Genomic DNA, 15,815 nt, shown 5'->3' with positions numbered 1-15,815 from the left:
AGATGATATAATGAGACGTATCAAGATTTTTCAGATTGGCTTGGTTTGGTTCCCGGAGCAAGGGGGAGGTCTGGATAGATTTTATTATGACTTGATTAGACGCCTTCCTGAAAATGGCTTTGATGTTAGGGGTCTAGTAGTTGGGTCTGACCAAGTGGATATCCAGACTGAAGGAGCTATCAAATCAGCTACGGACACCTCAACTCCACTACTCAAGAAGTTAATTTCCATATACCACTTTAGTAGGGCGACGTTCAGATCTTTTGCCCCGGATCTATTGGTATCCCATTTTGCCTTACACGCCTTTCCTATACTGAGTCTGATCGGCCGGCGTCCGTTGGTCGTACATTTTCATGGACCATGGGCACTCGAAGCATCTGTAGAGGGCTCAAAAATATATTGGGTCAAAATAGCTAAATTTATAGAAAAAGCCGTATACTCCCGTGCTAAACGAATCATAGTTTTATCTAAAGCTTTTCGTAAAATTTTACATGAAGAATATAATATTCCATTAGATAAGATAGTAATTATTCCAGGAGCGATAGAAACTAGAAAATTTACAAAAAATGCAATTAGTGTCTCACGTGATCAGGCACGAAACGAACTGGGCTGGAGCTTAGAACGACCGACTATTTTAATAGTACGCCGTCTAGCTAATAGAATGGGACTAGAAGATGCTATTATTGCTATAGAAAACGTACGCGTTAGGTTTCCCAACGTGCTATTACTAATAGCTGGAAAAGGACATTTACACTCTGAACTTAGTCAGATTATTATTGATCGTGCACTAGAAAATAATGTAAAATTACTAGGATTTATTCCAGATGATAAACTTGCCTTAAATTATCGAGCTGCTAATTTTACACTAGTTCCTACGATATCGTTAGAGGGTTTTGGTCTAATCACTGTGGAGTCGCTAGCTTCCGGTACTCCTGTTTTAGTAACTCCAGTTGGAGGTTTACCTGAAGTAGTAGAAGACCTTTCTGCTGATTTAGTTCTACCAGCTACGGGGCCAGATGCTATAGCAGATGGTTTAACGAAAATACTATCCGGTGAACAAGCTTTACCCGATGAGGAAACTTGTATGGAATATGCCGATAAAAATTTTAGTTGGGTAGTGGCTTCCTCTAGAATTGCTAAGATATATCGTGAGGCTTTAGAATGAAAATTCTACATGTTCTCAATGAATTTAGAGAAATAGGGAATGGAATTGTTAATGTAGCAACAGACTTAGCCTGCTTTCAGGCCCGCGCAGGTCATCAAGTGTTGGTTGCTTCATCGGGTGGTGAGTACGTAGATTTGCTAAAAGCATACGGTGGTCATCACGTGTATTTTGATCAGCAGCGTAATACAAAAAATTTGATAAAGGCCACTAAGCTTTGGCAGGAAATAGTCGAAGAATTTAAGCCGGACGTTGTTCACGCCCATATGATGACTGGAGCAGTAATAGCAAGGCTGACTCGTAAAAAAAACTCATATAAGATTGTTACTACGGTACATAATGAGTTTCAGAAAAGCGCTGACTTGATGCGTTTAGGTGACAGAGTTGTAGCTGTTAGCGAAAATGTGAAAGATGCTATGATAAGGCGTGGAATTGACAGGGGTAAATTAAGGGTCATATTAAATGGTACTATAGGTAGTCCGCGCCGTAAATCACTCCAAGAAATCACTCCGGTAGATCTCAATCACCCTGCTATTGTTGTAGTTGGAGCTGTATTAAAACGTAAAGGTAGTGACATTATTATCGAAGCGTTTAAAAATCTATCATCTAGATTTCCTAATGCGCACCTGTATTTCGTGGGTGGGCTCGATTGGCAGATAGCGCGAACTTTAGCAAATAATACCGGTGTAGGTAGCAAAATACACTTTGTTGGGTTTGATCCTCAACCACAAAGATATATGCTAAGTGCTGATATTTTTGCCTTTCCTACTCTAAAAGAGTCATTTGGGCTTGTCTTGATAGAGGCGCGAGAAATGGGTCTTCCAATAGTTGCTAGTAACGTAGGGGGTATTCCAGAAGCACTTTCACATGGTCAAGCTGGAATTTTAGTTCCACCAGCAGATCCCACCGCGTTAGCTTTTGAATTAGAAAAACTGTTGGAATCGCCAGAATATCGGATGGAGATGTCTACTAAAGCTTATCAAGATCTAGATATATTTACTGTTGAAAGAATGAATTACGAATATCTGGAATTATATAAGGATATTACATCTATATGAGTAAACGTATCCTATTTGTAGATCAGAGTGGTCAGCTTGGAGGGGCGGAGCTATCACTAATAGATGTAGCTAAATATTATTCAGAAGGAAGTAAGGTTGTTCTCTTTGAGGATGGGCCATTTAGAAATCGATTAGAATCTCTTGGTATTAGTGTAAAGATAATTAGTTTGTCTCAAGACATTAGAGAAATACGTAGAGATTCTAATAAGATACCGAATATAAAATCTTTTTTAAGTATAATAAAATTGGTAGCTCAAACTACTTTTGAAGCTAGAAAGTATGACTTAATTGTCCCTAATACCCAAAAAGCTCTTATGGTTTGTGCAATAGTAGGCTTTCTGACTCGTAAACCAGTTCTCTGGTTTTTGCGTGATATTATGAGTTCAGAGCACTTTAGTCAAAATATGAGACGTATAGTTAAAATAGTGTCTAATAATTTAGTCAAACTAGTTATTGCTAATTCCCAGGCTAGCGCACAGGCACTTTTAGACCAGGGTGGCAACCTTAATAAAGTACGTGTAATCCATGATGGTTTAGACACAAAACAAATAATCAGTCAAGCAGGAAATGGTATACCCGATTTACGCTCACTTCTCGGTATAAGTGATGAGCCTCTAGTGGGAGTTTTTAGTCGACTTTCACCATGGAAAGGGCAACATATTTTACTAGAGTCTTTGAGGGATTTACCTGGAGTTCACGCAATATTCGTAGGGGATGCTATTTTTGGAGAAAAGGATTATGTAGAACATCTAAAAAATCTGGTTAAAGATTGGGATCTAGAAGAACGCGTTCATTTTTTAGGATTTCGTGAGGATGTACCTGCTTTGATGCGATCTGTAGATATTGTCTTACATACTTCCACAGTTGCTGAACCATTGGGACGAGTAATTATAGAAGGTATGTTATCTAGGCGTCCTGTAATTGCTACGGCAGCCGGTGGGGCATTAGAAATTGTACAAAATGGATATAATGGTTTATTAGTACCACCGGACGATTCAAAAGAACTAACTGAAAGTATACTTAGGCTTCTTAATGATCGGGAATTAGCCAATGAAATAGCAATCGCTGGCTTTAAACACGCTAAAGAAAAATTTGACATCGAAAATATGATCCAAAATTTGGATCTAGAGATCGAATCTATTTTGGATAAATAGATTATTATACGGATATTAGTTCTATACAGATTGTCTAAAAGATATACTTTAAAAGATTAATGTCGAAAGATATGTTTAGAAAGGAGAAGAGTGAAAAATCAAGAGACGTTTGGAAAAATCAAAGTTGCTATAATACATGATTGGTTAGTTACCGAAGCAGGAGCAGAGAAAGTCCTAGAAAGACTAATAAATATTTTCCCTCAGGCTGAAATATTCAGTATTGTTGATTTCCTGAGTCAAGATCAAAGAAAATTCATACGTAATAAAAAAGTTAAAACCTCTTTCATTCAGCGTCTTCCTAAGGCTAAGACTGCATATCGTAATTATCTACCACTGATGCCTATTGCGATTGAACAATTTGACTTATCTACGTACGATGTAGTGATTTCAAGTAGCTATGCGGTGGCCAAAGGGGTAATTACCGGCCCTAGACAACTGCATATTTGTTACTGTCATTCTCCCATACGTTATGCATGGGATTTGCAGCACCAGTACTTGGCTGAAGCAAATATAGTCAGAGGTATAAAATCAATTTTTGCAAGAATTATTTTGCATTATATTCGCCTATGGGATGTTAGAACATCCTCAGGCGTAGATGTATTTGTAGCTAATTCTAATTTTATTGCTAAACGTATTTGGAAGGTATATCGTCGTAAATCTACGGTTATTTATCCGCCGGTAGAGGTAGACAATTTCACTCCAGGAACAGAAAAGGGTGGCTTTTATCTAACAGCGTCGCGATTAGTACCTTATAAACGTGTTGATTTAATTGTAGCTGCCTTTGCTAAAATGCCAGATAAAAAACTAATCGTGATCGGTAATGGCCCAGAGATGGATAAAATTCGATCCTTGGCGACACCTAATATAAAGATACTGGGATATCAATCTTTCGAGAGTATGCGTGATTACATGAGGAGGGCACAAGCATTCATATTTGCAGCTGAGGAGGATTTTGGAATTGTTCCTGTTGAAGCCCAAGCCTGTGGTACTCCTGTAATTGCATATGGGCAGGGTGGATCAGCTGAAACTATTATAGATGGGCGAACTGGAATTCTATTTCCCGAACAGACGGTAGATTCACTAATAGATGCTGTATCAAAATTTGAGTTGAATAGTGATTTTAAGCCAGAAGATTGTAGGACTAACGCCCTTCGTTTTAGTGGTGAAAGATTTGAAAATGAAGTAAGAAAATTAGTAAATGATCTTATCGAAATGCATTTCCGTGATAGGAAAAATAATAACCGCGAATAGGAATTGACTTCGACCCCAGAAAATGCGGTTGGGACGGTGCTTAGGGGCTGAGGACAGAACGGAGAGCGATAGAGTCCAGGCATGGTCGAGCAACTGGTGCCGAACGAACTTTGGACGCTGGTCGAGCCTATATTTCCTGCGCCGCCTGCGCGGCCCAGAGGGGTCGCTAACGACAGGCCAAGCGCCAGACCTTCGCGGGCATCCTCTATCTCCTGCGATGGGGTCTGCCTTGGCGTCAGTGACCGGTGGTCTTGGGCCTGGGGAGTGAACGAACCTATGAGCGTCGCTTTCTGGAGTGGCAACGTGGGGGCGTGTGGATGCGCCACAGGCGCATCCCGCTCGACCATGCGCACCATCATGGGTGCCTGAACTGGTCCCGTTCTGCGCTGGACTCCATCAGCATTCCTGCACCCCGTGGTGGATCGCACACCGGGCCCAACCCCACCGACCGGGGCAAGGCTGGCAGCAAGCTGCACCTTCTCATTGACGGTCAGGACCTCCCCCTAGCCATCAGGCTATCTGGCGCGAACGTCCACGACTCGAAGCAACTGGAAGCGATCGTCGATGCGGTTCCTGGGATGCGCAATGGAAGGCGAGGTCGGCCCCGCCGACGTCCGACCAAGCTCTATGCCGACAAGGGCTACGACGTTGGCCGTTGTCGCCGCGCCCTGACTCACCGGAGGATTGTGCCGCGTATTGCTCAGCGAGGGGTGGAGTCGAGCTCCACCTTGGGCCGGCATCGGTGGCGGGTCGAACGGACGTTGAGCTGGCTAGTGTCCTATCGCAAGCTTGCGGTCAGGAGAGAACGAAGCAGCGCTTCGTTCCTAGCGTTGGCTCAGCTGGCCTGTGCCTTGATCGTCTGGCGCCGGACGCGCGGGGCGCTCAGCGCCCCGCAGATTGCGTGATCACTTGGAGTTGTTTGTAGAGCTTTCCCAAGAGCTTGATCTGCCGTTCAGCGGCTTTGACGCGCTCATCTTCCTGGGCAAGCTCGTCCACACGGATCGCCTGTCCAGCCAGCGTATGCGCGATGTTCAGCAGGGCCTTCTCGAACTCTACGGCGGCCATCATGGCCTCACCGCTCTCCATGGCCAGGTCGCCAGCCATGCCTTCGAGCATCTCCATCATGTCCAGCCCTTGCTCGGAGAGTGGGGTGATGGCGAGTCCAGGGTCGGTTTTCTTGCGTGGCATGGCTCAGTCTGCCATGCGACCGTTTTCTCCCTTCGTTCTGTCCTCAGCCTCTAAGCTCGTGATTTAACTGTTTGAAGCCGCTGTAGGGGGCGTTCTGTACCATCGAGCATGAACGCCTCAGCTCTGCTTGACCGTCTGCAGGCCTTTCGGAACGACGTTTACCACTGCTTCGACCATCGTTCAGATGCATTGTTCAACCTGTTTGACGCCATCACCGTGGCGGGACTGGTGCCCAGCTTCGCGCACCTCAGCTTGCAGGGACCCTTTGAGCGCGGTCATGGCAGCCTGTACGCGGCATTGACTCGGGGCACGCTCGATACCGAGCGTGTTCGAGAGATTGTCGGCACCACCCTGAACCACGACCAGCCACTCGTCTTCGCCATCGATACCTCGACTTGGGTCCGAAACGATGCCGAGACCAGTCCGCAGCGGGGGTACTTCTATCACCCAAGTCGTCACAGCGCTGGAAAGCCTGTGGTCGCGGGCTGGTCTTCCTCCTGGGTCGCCCAGCTTGGACCTGTCAGCAGCAGCTGGACCGCACCTCTCGATGTGCGTCGAGTCACCCCTGATCGCACGGCGCACGAGATTGCCGATGAACAGGTCCAGCACGTCCGCAGGCTGTTGCCCCCAGGGACCGCATCACCGCTGTTCGTGTTCGATGGCGGGTATGACCCGACCCGTCTGTCGAAGCTCAAAGACGCTGACAGAGTCAGCGTCCTGGTCCGTGTACGGCGGAACCGGCGGTTCTTCTTTGACGTCATGACGCGTCCGGGTCCCCAGGGAGGTCGCCCACGCATTCATGGCGCCAAGTTTCTGTGCGCGGATCAGACCACCTGGCCGGCACCCCATCTGGAGCATCTGGAAACCACGGAGCAGTACGGGACGGTCCATGTGCGTGCCTGGACGGGGCTGCACGTCAAGACCACTCAGGACACGCGGCCAGGATCGCGTCACTTCAAGCCGACATATAGCGGGACCGTGTTGTTGTTGGAGGTGGCGAAGTTGCCCCGGGAAACGCGTCAACCGCAGGCGTTCTGGCTCTGGTGGCGGGGACCAGGCGTGCCGGATCTGGCGATGCTGTGGCGCGCCTACACGCGTCGGTTCGATCTGGAACATACCTTCCGCTTTTGCAAACAGACGCTGAACTGGGAAACACCACGTCTGCGTCATCCGGAGCAGGCGGACCGTTGGACGCTGTTGGTGCTGCTGGCCTTCACCCAATTGCGCCTGGCTCAGCCGGTGGTGACCGATGCCCGTCTTCCATGGCAGCGACCACAGGAACGTGGTCGCTTGACGCCAAGTCGAGTCAGGCAAGGTTTTGTCCAGCTGTTGGTGCCCCTGGGAAGTCCAGCGTGCGCGCCAAAACCGTCAGGCCGTTCACCGGGACGACCCAAAGGGAAGTGCTCAGGACGCGCACCTCGCTTCCCCGCCTTGAAAAAGAGCGCCTGACGACTTTCGATCCCAGAACAAACGACCGCGACAAGCGCGGTCGGCTTAAATCACGAGCTTAGACCTCCGGTGCCTTGTCCGTCCAAGCTGAGATTCGCCGGTGTCTTCCGAGTTTGACTGCGTCAAACTCATCTTTCCAGGTGCGGCAATCACGCCCAAAGCGCTCAGCGCACGGTTAATCGGCCCAATGCCGTTTGCGCGTTCAGGCTCCATAATCACCCCGCCGTTGTTCCAGACAGCGGCGGTTTGCGTGCCTGTCCCCCCAAAGTAGTCTGCTTCGATATAGGCGACTCGGCAGTGGCGTGAAACGTCAATGATCAGGGCTTCAAGAGCGCCGCTCAGCTTCCAGAACGGGCCCCGCGTCTCACTGCCGGGAGACGTGGCAGCAACTTGATCGAAGACGTCGTCAGTGACTGGGAGCAGTGTGATGCCCTTCGACAGGACGACGGTGGGGAAGTCAGGCGCATGGCGTTTGGCGGCCTTATCAAGGAGGATGGCTTCAAGAGGAAAGCTCACGTGCTCACCCTATTCAACCCATATCCTCTCCCAGCCATGAGCACACGCCCTAGCCATGTTGAATGCCGCCGAGCGTCAGAGTGTCGTGTGGCCAATTCTGGAGCTTGATGTATCTGATACGCGGGCAATCGGCAACGGTAAGATGCACAGAATGCTCGGTGCGCCTGGTGGACCGCACGCCGACCACGAATTCGAAGCCCAGTATCTGAACCTCGTCCAAAAAGGCGGCAGCTTCAAAGTCACTGCCTGTGGGGACGCGCACCCAGAACTGGGTGCGAATGGTGTCTTGAACGGTGTGTAATAGGTCACGAGCAAGCATGACAGGCATAAAGATCCTTCTGCCGCGGTATACCCGGTAGCCCAGTAGAAATTTCAGGGGCCCGTAGTGTGCAAACGGGACCACGAAGTGGATGTCGTAAACCTCGTTACAGCCGCGGACGAACGATAGCTGGCGTCCCGTTTTCGGGACGCTGGTGAGATCGACACTCAGCCGGAGGCATGGATGGTGCTCCCGCCTCGCCGTCTGAAGCAGGAGGCCCCACTGAGCGTTCCCAAGAGCGTCCAGTACACGGTAATATCCCAGTCGTACTCGTCGAAAAAGCGACTGAGGGCACTGGCAATGACGGTCTCGGCTTGATGAAGCACGGTCTTGGTGTCTGGATTGAGCAAAAGGCATAACGCAGTCCCGAGGCTGCGTTGCTGGTAAGCCGTGGGAGGAACGGCAAGCAGGCGGTCTATCAGAATGCGGGCGCGCTCCCAGAGAGACTGTTACGTCGACACTCTCAGACGCTCGCATCTGAAAACGCTTTTTCGGCATATGTAGATGTAAATCCTGAGTCTATGCTTGCTCTAAACATGTATACCACGGCACTACTTTCTAATAAATCTATACCTATGCAGAAGGATGGGTCTAAACAACAAAATGTATAAAATAATAAATGAAGATATTAAAGTAATAATAAGAAATGTAAAGTATAATATTGAATTGTTTTCTATAGACTTACTATCTATAGGACTTATTTCTAGGCTATTCACATAGAACAGGACTTGATTGTTTTCCAGTGAAGTGTTCGCTCTAAGATAGTCATAAATTTGTTGGTTAGTTTTATTACGAGTACTTCTTATATCTACCCGATGAGCACCAGCATGTACCAATCCTATCTTAAGCTCGCCTTTTACTAAGCCTGAGCCTTTGTGAAAAACCTGATTTATCTGTTCACCATCTAGAAAAAAATTAAATTTTTGGCCAGAGTATGTGGGTAATAGCGCATATATAATTTTAAGCTCTTTCGTAGTAGATTGCTTCAGAAAAAAGCTTAGACCAGAATCTCCTGTTGGTAAATAAATAGGAGTAGTGAGGTTGGGGAAAACTCCATATAAAGAATTAAGAGGCAAATTGCTGTGAGGATGCAATATATCTATTCTTTCAGGTACATTAATTTCAAATATTTCAAAAGAAACACTTAAATCTCGATACTCATTGAGAGTATTATTTGGTTGATCTAGAAGACTGCGATTGGTCGAAAAGCTTATTTTTTGAGTACCGGCGGATGCATTAAAAACAAATTTCTGGGCAAATCTAGTATTAGTATTACCAGGAGGTTGTCTAAAGTCGCCAATGGAAATTCCATTCAAATATACAACTAGTCTTTGTTCACTAAAAGGCAATACGCCCTGATATGATAAATTGAGTGTTTCCGGTTTATTAATAGTAAACTCAATAGAAGACGTCTTTCCAACACTCCACCGTCCCCAGGGCTCTTGATCGCTAAAACCTTGGAGACGAAAATCCACATCACTATCAACTTGCAGTTTTGGAATTGTATTAGACATTCAGTCTTCTCTTTAATGACACATCACTAGTGGGCTTATCTTCATAAATAGAGATTCCTACTACCGCCCACCACAACTCCGAAAAATGAGGACTGGGTATTGCTACAACCACATCTACAAGATTCATAGCCATAAATCCAAAAACTATCGCTAAAACGAAAGAATCTCGCAGTACAATACTTTTGTATGCTGAATACAGCATTAATACTATAAAACCACTCAAACCAACTATGCCGCTCTCCAACATCCAGTGAAGCCAAGCATTGTGAGCTATTAACCAGATACTTGTCAATGATTTTATCTTATCTGGACAGTTGACTCCATTACGTTCCAGGGATGGCGTTAATTGACATCCTTCTTTTAATAAGTAAGTTAAGTATGCCCCGCCTTGATATGGTCCTACACCGCCTAAAGGCGAAGTCTCCCAGCCTCTTATTGCATCTTGCCACACGTACTCACGTCCGCTTGTCTGATCACTGGTCAAACGTTCAAGAGGTTTGAATGGTAAATTTAAGCTGATGGCTAGGAAGGCTGTTACGGTTATTACCAGAATGGTAAATGATAAAAGTAGCTTATTTTTATTATTTATTAGCAAAGCTACAAGTGAGCCAATTACGAGAGCAAGCAGAGGACCTCTGCTGCCGGATGCAACAAAGGTAATTAGTGCTAATATGCCAGCTGGCCAACGCCACCATGCAGCGCCACCTTTCCAAAAAATCACGAACCACATTGCTACGACTGCTATTAAGCCCAAAGACACAATATAGTAGTAAGGATGACTTAATCTCTGTTGTACCCCTATCCAGCCTTGAGTAGTAAGCGTGTACAACCATGCCGTCCCACAAATTAGAAGCTGTCCCCATAAGAGAGGGCGTAAATTGCGGCTTTGTTTAAGATAAACCCCTGCTGCAATCATAGCCAAAATTACAATAGTACGTAGTAGGGCGAGTCCTAGAGAAAGAAGTGGCTGAGGTGTAAAGATCGCTGCCAATAGCTGAGTAGCTGCAAAGAAAAAAAGTATACCACGCGCAGCTTGAGGTAGTGTACGCAGTTTCCCAAGTACACTGAAGGCAACAAGGTACAATGGAGGAAAGACCGGTATGAGGGCGAGTAGCCAGCTGACCCAGCGTGGGGGAGAGAAGGCAGCTGCCTTGGGAATGCGGGTCACGCAGTGAAGTATAGGGGTAGTTGGTCATAGGCGGCTTACAATAGTTCTGGAATCACTATGCCCATTACTTTCGGAACCGACGGCTGGCGCGACATCATCGCGCATGACTTCACCTACGAGAACGTCCGCACAGTGGCGCGGGCCCATGCCCAGGCGCTACGCGAGACGGGCGGCACCCTGGTGGTCGTCGGCTTCGACACCCGTTTCCAGGGGGCGGGCTTCGCGAGCGTCGTGGCCGAGACGATGGCCGAGCAGGGCTTGGATGTTCTGCTGGCGCGCGAATACCTGCCTACGCCCGCCCTGTCCTACGCGGTCGTACATCACGGAGCGGCGGGTGGTGTGATGATTACGGCCTCGCACAATCCCCCGCAGTACAGCGGGTACAAGATTAAAGGGGCTTATGGCGGCAGCGCTACCCCGTCCACAGTCGCCCAGATCGAGCGCGCCCTGCGGGAGCCGGTGGCCTACAGCGGCCGCCAGGGTGAGATCCGGCCGCTCGACATCCGGCAGGCGTACTACGAGCAGCTCAACCGGCAGCTCGACCTGCCCACCCTGCGCGCCTACCGGGGCCGGGTCGTACACGACGCGATGGGCGGCGCGGCCTGTGGCTGGCTCACCGGTTATGCGCGTCACGCCGGGCTGAACTTGGAGCTGACCGAACTGCATGGCCACCCCGATCCGCTCTTCGGCGGCGTCAATCCCGAGCCGATCCCGCAGAACCTGGGCGAACTGATGGGCCTGATGGCAGCCGATCCCGAGATCGCGCTAGGCGTCGTGACCGACGGCGACGCCGACCGGGTGGGGGCCGTCGCGGCCGGCGGCACGTTCTTCAACAGCCACCAGATCTTCGCAGTGTTCATCAAGCACCTGTACGCCCGGGGCCTGCGCGGGCGCGTCGTCAAGACGGTGTCGGGCAGCCGCGTGATCGAATTGCTGACGCAGAAGCTGGGTCTGGACCTCGTCGAAACGCCAGTGGGCTTCAAGTACATCACCGACGCCTTCCTGGAAGGACAGGCCGACGAACAGCTGGCAGTCATGATCGGCGGCGAGGAGTCGGGCGGCCTGTCGTCGCGCGGCCACATCCCTGAGCGCGACGGTCTGCTCAACAGCCTGCTGCTGATCGAGGCCATCGCGAGCAGCGGCCGGGGCGTGGCCGAACTCTTTGCCGACATTGAGGTGGAGGTGGGGTTCCGGCACCACTATGACCGCAACGATCTGCACCTGAGCGCGGCCTTCGACAAGGCGGCGCTGCTCGCGGCGGCCCAGACCTACGGCGAGGTGGCTGGGTACGCGGTCGAGTCGGTAAATACCCGCGACGGCGTAAAGCTGGGGCTGGCGGGCGGCGCTTCGGCCATGTTCCGCGCCTCGGGGACCGAGCCGGTGGTGCGGGTCTATGTCGAGGCGCAGACGCCTGAGCAGATGCGCGCCATTCTGGACGAGGCCACCCGGCGCGTGCTGGCCCACGACCCGGCAGGCGCCCACTGAGATTGCCTGGCTCCCCGGCGGGATCAGCCCGGCCGGGGAGCCACCGAATCCCGCCCGACAAGCAGCGTCGGCACGGTCACCGTGCGCGGCGCCGGTTGCCCCTCGATGCCCAGCAGCAGCGCGTCGAGAGCTTGTCGGGCCAGTTCGGCGTAATTGTGGTTGACGGTGGTCAGCGGCGGGGCCGTGATCCGGGCCGGGAAGACGTCGTCGAAGCCGGTGACCGAGAGGTCGCCCGGCAGATTCAGGCCACGGGCCCGCGCCGCCGTCAGCACTCCGGCCGCCACGAGATCGTTGATACAGGCCACGGCGCTCGGCCGCCGCGCCGCGCCCATCAGATTGCACAGCGCCCGGATGCCCGCGTCGATATCCAGGCCGGTCGGCTGCACCCACTCGGGCGGATGGTCGGGGCACAGGTCGCGGTAGACCTGCAACTTCTCAGCCGTGCTGGTCACGTCGGGTTGCCCGCCCAGAAAGGCGATGTCGGTATGGCCCTGCGCGCGCAGGTGCGAGAGCAGCGCCCGCATGCCGCTCGCCTCGTCCGAGCGTACGCTCGTCACGATGCCGACCTCCGGCAGGTCGCCGTTGACGGTCACGATGGGCAGCCGCTCAGCCAGGTCACGCAGCAGGGCGAGGTCCTCGGGGGCGACGGCCAGCGCGTTGGTCAGGCCGCCGAGGTACAGCAGGCCGTCCACCTGCCGCTCGGCGAGGGTCTGGAGATAGGTGCGTTCCAGCGCGGGCGTGCTGACCGTATTGCCCAGAATGATGGTATAGCCGCGCTCGAAGGCCCCGACCTCCAGTTCCAGAAACAGCTGGGCGAAGAAGGGACTCACGATGTCGGGGAGCACGCAGCCCAGCGTGTGCGACCGGTGATGGAACAGCGTCTGGGCGATCCGGTTGGGCCGGAAGCGCAGGTCGTGCATGGCCGCCTCGACCCGCGTGCGCAACTCGGCATTGACCGCACTGTTGCCGTTCAGGACGCGCGAGACCGTCGAGACGGAAACCTGCGCCTGCCGGGCGATGTCGTAGATGGTGGTCGCCTTCTTGCGGATGAGTGCCCCCTTGAGAAACCGGTTGCCCAGACTGTATGCTGATCAGGTATCACAGTCAAATCGCTCGGTCAAAGGCTTCGGCTGGAAGCCCGGACGCGGCGGCCTACCGCGCCGCAGCCACCGTAGCGCACACGAGAAACCGGTTGCTGAACTCGTCGTCCCCCGTCCTTTCCCGCCTTCGGAGGCCCAGATGAAGAAAATGATCCTGCTGTCCGCCCTGACCCTGCTCACCACGGCCGCTGCCCAGACCTCGCTCTCGGGTACGGTCACCGTCTGGTCGTGGGACGTGGCGGCCAAGGCGCTTCAGAGCACCATCCCCGGCTTCAACAAGCAGTACCCCAACGTGAAGGTCGAGGTCGTGGACCTGGGCAACCAGAACGTGTACGACCGGGGCCTGGCGGGCTGCGCGGCGGGCGGCGCCGACCTGCCGGACGTGTACTCCATCGAGAACAACGAGGCCGAGGTGTTCTGGGCGCGCTTCCCCGACTGCTTCACCGACCTGAACACGCTGGGCGCGGACAAGCTCGTCAAGAACTTCCCGGCCTTCAAGTGGACCGAGCTGACCGCCAACAACAAACGCTACGCGATGCCCTGGGACTCCGGCCCCGTGGTGATCTTCTACCGCCGCGACCTGTACCAGCAGGCCGGCATCAACCCCGCCGCCATCCGCACCTGGGACGACTTCCTGGCGGCGGGCAAGAAGCTGAACACCAAGTTCGGCAACAAGGTCAAGATCGCGACCATCGCCAACGGCCAGGACGACGAGTGGTTCCGCATGCTCGCCAACCAGAACGGCTGCTTCTACTTCAACAACGCCGCCACCCAGGTCACCATCGCGCAGCCCGGCTGCGTCACGGCCCTGAGCACCATCAAGAAGCTCAACGACGCGCAGGTCCTCGCCACCGGCGACTGGGGCGGCCAGATCACGGGCATCAAGGCCAGCAAGGCGGCCAGCGCCATCTACGGCGCGTGGTACGAGGGCACCATCCGCACCAACGCGCCCGACCAGAAAGGCAAGTGGGGCGTGTACCTGATGCCCGCCAGCAAGGCCGGGGGCCCGCGCGCCGCGAACCTGGGCGGCAGCGCCCTGGCCCTGCCCGCCAGCAGCAAGAACAAGGCGGCGGCCTTCGCCTTCATGCAGTACGCGCTGGGCACCGCGCAGGGGCAGGTCGCCATGCTCAAGGGTGAGGGTCTGGTCCCCAGCCTGCTCTCGGCCACCAAGGACCCCTACGTCGCGCAGGGACAGGCCTACTGGGGCAACCAGAAAGTCTGGCAGACCATTCTGGGGACCCTGGGCGACGTTCCCCAGGCGCGCGGCACCCAGTACTTCCAGGACGCCCGCCAGATCATGATCGTGGTGCAGGCCGACTACCTCAAGGGCAAGTACAAGACCGCCCAGGAAGCCCTGAACGACGCCGCCAAGAAGATCAGCAGCGCGACCGGCCTGGCCGTCGCCAAGTAAGCGGGCGCCGCCGAGTCACGGTCCTGCGGGACCTGGGTGGGGGAAGGGGAGGGCCGCTGAGGCCGCCCACGACCCCACCGCCCTTTTCCCCAGAGGTACGTTCATGACCACCACCCTGCCCACGCCGCCCCGCGCCCGCCGGCGCTTCCAGGCCGCGCCGTACCTGTTCGTCCTGCCCTACCTGCTCATCTTCGCGTCCTTCTGGGCGTGGCCCATCGTCAGTTCCTTCCTGCTGAGCTTCAAAGACTCGCGCCTCGGGGCCACCGCCCCCTGGAGCGTGGCGAACTGGACCCGGCTGGCCGGTGACGAATTCTTCCGCACGGCCCTGAAAAACACCTTCGTCATCCTGATCATCCAGGTGCCGACCATGCTCCTGATGGCGACCGGGCTGGCCGTCGCGCTCAACAGCCGGATGCTGCGGGCACGTGGGCTCTTCCGCTTCGCCTTCTTCGCGCCGCTGGTCGTGGGGACGGTCGCCTACTCGGCCGTGTTCCGGCTGCTGTTCAACACCGACTTCGGGATGGTCAACCGCGCCCTGGGCGGGCTGGGCCTGCCCCCGGTGGACTGGCTCAACCAGCCGGGACCGGCCATGACGGTCATCATCCTGGCGCTGCTGTGGCGCTGGACCGGCTACAACGCCATCATCCTGCTCGCGGGCCTCCAGGGCATCCGGGAAGAACTGTACGAGGCCGCCTCCATCGACGGCGCGACGCCCTGGGAGCAGTTCTGGAAGATCACGGTGCCGATGTTGCGGCCCACATTGCTGTTCTGCCTCGTGCTGAGCCTGATCGGCACGCTCCAGCTGTTCACCGAACCCGCGCTGATCACCAACAGCGGCCCCGGCAATGCCACCATGACGCTGGGCACCTACCTGTACCAGCAGGGCTTCCGCAGCTTCAACTTCGGCTACGCCAGCACCATCGCCTACACCGTCGCGGCCATCGCCGCCGTCGTGAGCCTCGTGCAGCTGCGCCTGTTCGGGAGGGACGCGTGACCACCCACAGCACCCTGAACGCCGGGACGCAGGCCCGGGACGCCGC

14 protein-coding genes and 1 pseudogene are annotated in these 15,815 nt (G+C 53.4%); 9 read left to right on the top strand and 6 right to left on the bottom strand.

Annotated features, from left to right (window positions below):
* The first annotated feature begins 10 nt into the window (after nt 1–10).
* The 5 genes and pseudogenes from DGO_RS16270 to DGO_RS21300 all read left to right on the top strand — a co-directional run bounded on the left by DGO_RS16270 (nt 11) and on the right by DGO_RS21300 (nt 5,530).
* Nucleotides 11–1,165 carry a glycosyltransferase family 4 protein gene (locus tag DGO_RS16270; RefSeq protein WP_014695655.1) on the top strand — a complete coding sequence of 385 codons (1,155 nt, stop codon included), beginning with the start codon at nt 11–13 and terminating at the stop codon, nt 1,163–1,165.
* The gene (locus DGO_RS16265; protein ID WP_014695654.1) at nt 1,162–2,220 is read left to right on the top strand and encodes a glycosyltransferase family 4 protein; all 1,059 of its coding nucleotides are present in this window, start codon (nt 1,162–1,164) and stop codon (nt 2,218–2,220) included. Before DGO_RS16270 ends, DGO_RS16265 begins: the two co-directional genes overlap by 4 nt.
* Nucleotides 2,217–3,374, top strand: coding sequence for a glycosyltransferase family 4 protein (locus tag DGO_RS21820; RefSeq protein WP_014695653.1), 1,158 nt, complete (start codon nt 2,217–2,219; stop codon nt 3,372–3,374). Before DGO_RS16265 ends, DGO_RS21820 begins: the two co-directional genes overlap by 4 nt.
* Nucleotides 3,375–3,491: 117 nt before the next feature.
* A complete protein-coding gene (locus tag DGO_RS21305; protein WP_050920955.1) occupies nt 3,492–4,625 on the top strand; it encodes a glycosyltransferase family 4 protein in 1,134 nt (377 codons plus the stop codon).
* An 81-nt stretch (nt 4,626–4,706) separates the two neighbouring features.
* Nucleotides 4,707–5,530 (top strand): annotated as a pseudogene (locus tag DGO_RS21300) (IS5 family transposase).
* Here the strand turns inward: DGO_RS21300 and DGO_RS16255 are convergent.
* Nucleotides 5,508–5,813, bottom strand: coding sequence for a hypothetical protein (locus tag DGO_RS16255; RefSeq protein ID WP_043804182.1), 306 nt, complete (start codon nt 5,811–5,813; stop codon nt 5,508–5,510). The pseudogene DGO_RS21300 and the gene DGO_RS16255 sit on opposite strands and share 23 nt — an antisense overlap.
* 108 nt (nt 5,814–5,921) lie before the next feature.
* On the opposite strand from DGO_RS16255, the gene DGO_RS21815 reads away from it, so the two are divergent.
* Nucleotides 5,922–7,262, top strand: coding sequence for an NF041680 family putative transposase (locus tag DGO_RS21815; protein ID WP_014695649.1), 1,341 nt, complete (start codon nt 5,922–5,924; stop codon nt 7,260–7,262).
* Between the two features lie 45 nt (nt 7,263–7,307).
* Here the strand turns inward: DGO_RS21815 and DGO_RS21810 are convergent, their stop codons facing one another.
* The 4 genes from DGO_RS21810 to DGO_RS21795 all read right to left on the bottom strand — a co-directional run bounded on the left by DGO_RS21810 (nt 7,308) and on the right by DGO_RS21795 (nt 10,779).
* A complete protein-coding gene (locus tag DGO_RS21810) occupies nt 7,308–7,778 on the bottom strand; it encodes a hypothetical protein (RefSeq protein WP_083847382.1) in 471 nt (156 codons plus the stop codon).
* Nucleotides 7,779–7,827: 49 nt separating this feature from the next.
* Entirely contained in the window at nt 7,828–8,106 is a 279-nt protein-coding gene (locus DGO_RS21805) for a hypothetical protein (RefSeq protein WP_014695647.1), read from the bottom strand.
* 542 nt (nt 8,107–8,648) lie between these two features.
* On the bottom strand, nt 8,649–9,611 hold the full coding sequence (locus tag DGO_RS21800) for a hypothetical protein (RefSeq protein WP_014695646.1): 963 nt from the start codon (nt 9,609–9,611) through the stop codon (nt 8,649–8,651).
* Complete coding sequence (locus DGO_RS21795) at nt 9,604–10,779, bottom strand: O-antigen ligase family protein (RefSeq protein WP_083847393.1); 1,176 nt, start codon at nt 10,777–10,779, stop codon at nt 9,604–9,606. The genes DGO_RS21800 and DGO_RS21795 overlap by 8 nt, the downstream gene beginning before the upstream one ends.
* Nucleotides 10,780–10,836: 57 nt before the next feature.
* Here DGO_RS21795 and DGO_RS16240 point away from each other — a divergent pair, with 57 nt between their 5' ends.
* Complete coding sequence (locus DGO_RS16240) at nt 10,837–12,264, top strand: phosphoglucomutase/phosphomannomutase family protein (protein WP_014695644.1); 1,428 nt, start codon at nt 10,837–10,839, stop codon at nt 12,262–12,264.
* A gap of 23 nt (nt 12,265–12,287) precedes the next feature.
* Here DGO_RS16240 and DGO_RS16235 read toward each other — a convergent pair whose 3' ends face one another.
* A complete protein-coding gene (locus DGO_RS16235; protein ID WP_226991536.1) occupies nt 12,288–13,283 on the bottom strand; it encodes a LacI family DNA-binding transcriptional regulator in 996 nt (331 codons plus the stop codon).
* Nucleotides 13,284–13,503: 220 nt separating this feature from the next.
* Here DGO_RS16235 and DGO_RS16230 point away from each other — a divergent pair, with 220 nt between their 5' ends.
* Complete coding sequence (locus DGO_RS16230) at nt 13,504–14,775, top strand: extracellular solute-binding protein (protein ID WP_043804178.1); 1,272 nt, start codon at nt 13,504–13,506, stop codon at nt 14,773–14,775.
* A gap of 103 nt (nt 14,776–14,878) precedes the next feature.
* Complete coding sequence (locus DGO_RS16225) at nt 14,879–15,769, top strand: carbohydrate ABC transporter permease (protein WP_014695641.1); 891 nt, start codon at nt 14,879–14,881, stop codon at nt 15,767–15,769.
* Nucleotides 15,770–15,815: the final 46 nt, after the last annotated feature.

It is taken from the genome of Deinococcus gobiensis I-0 (assembly GCF_000252445.1).
Lineage (GTDB): Bacteria > Deinococcota > Deinococci > Deinococcales > Deinococcaceae > Deinococcus > Deinococcus gobiensis.
The sequence above is the reverse complement of the archived record's forward strand: the minus strand, read 5'-3'. Positions and strand labels throughout refer to the sequence as shown.

Excerpts from the sequence above, each read along its gene's own strand:
- DGO_RS16270 (WP_014695655.1), top strand. The coding sequence starts at position 11 with ATGAGACGTATCAAGATTTTTCAGATTGGCTTGGTTTGGTTCCCGGAG.
- DGO_RS16265 (WP_014695654.1), top strand. The coding sequence starts at position 1,162 with ATGAAAATTCTACATGTTCTCAATGAATTTAGAGAAATAGGGAATGGA.
- DGO_RS21820 (WP_014695653.1), top strand. The coding sequence starts at position 2,217 with ATGAGTAAACGTATCCTATTTGTAGATCAGAGTGGTCAGCTTGGAGGG.
- DGO_RS16255 (WP_043804182.1), bottom strand. The coding sequence starts at position 5,813 with ATGCCACGCAAGAAAACCGACCCTGGACTCGCCATCACCCCACTCTCC.
- DGO_RS21815 (WP_014695649.1), top strand. The coding sequence starts at position 5,922 with ATGAACGCCTCAGCTCTGCTTGACCGTCTGCAGGCCTTTCGGAACGAC.
- DGO_RS21805 (WP_014695647.1), bottom strand. The coding sequence starts at position 8,106 with ATGCCTGTCATGCTTGCTCGTGACCTATTACACACCGTTCAAGACACC.
- DGO_RS21800 (WP_014695646.1), bottom strand. The coding sequence starts at position 9,611 with ATGTCTAATACAATTCCAAAACTGCAAGTTGATAGTGATGTGGATTTT.
- DGO_RS16240 (WP_014695644.1), top strand. The coding sequence starts at position 10,837 with ATGCCCATTACTTTCGGAACCGACGGCTGGCGCGACATCATCGCGCAT.
- DGO_RS16230 (WP_043804178.1), top strand. The coding sequence starts at position 13,504 with ATGAAGAAAATGATCCTGCTGTCCGCCCTGACCCTGCTCACCACGGCC.
- DGO_RS16225 (WP_014695641.1), top strand. The coding sequence starts at position 14,879 with ATGACCACCACCCTGCCCACGCCGCCCCGCGCCCGCCGGCGCTTCCAG.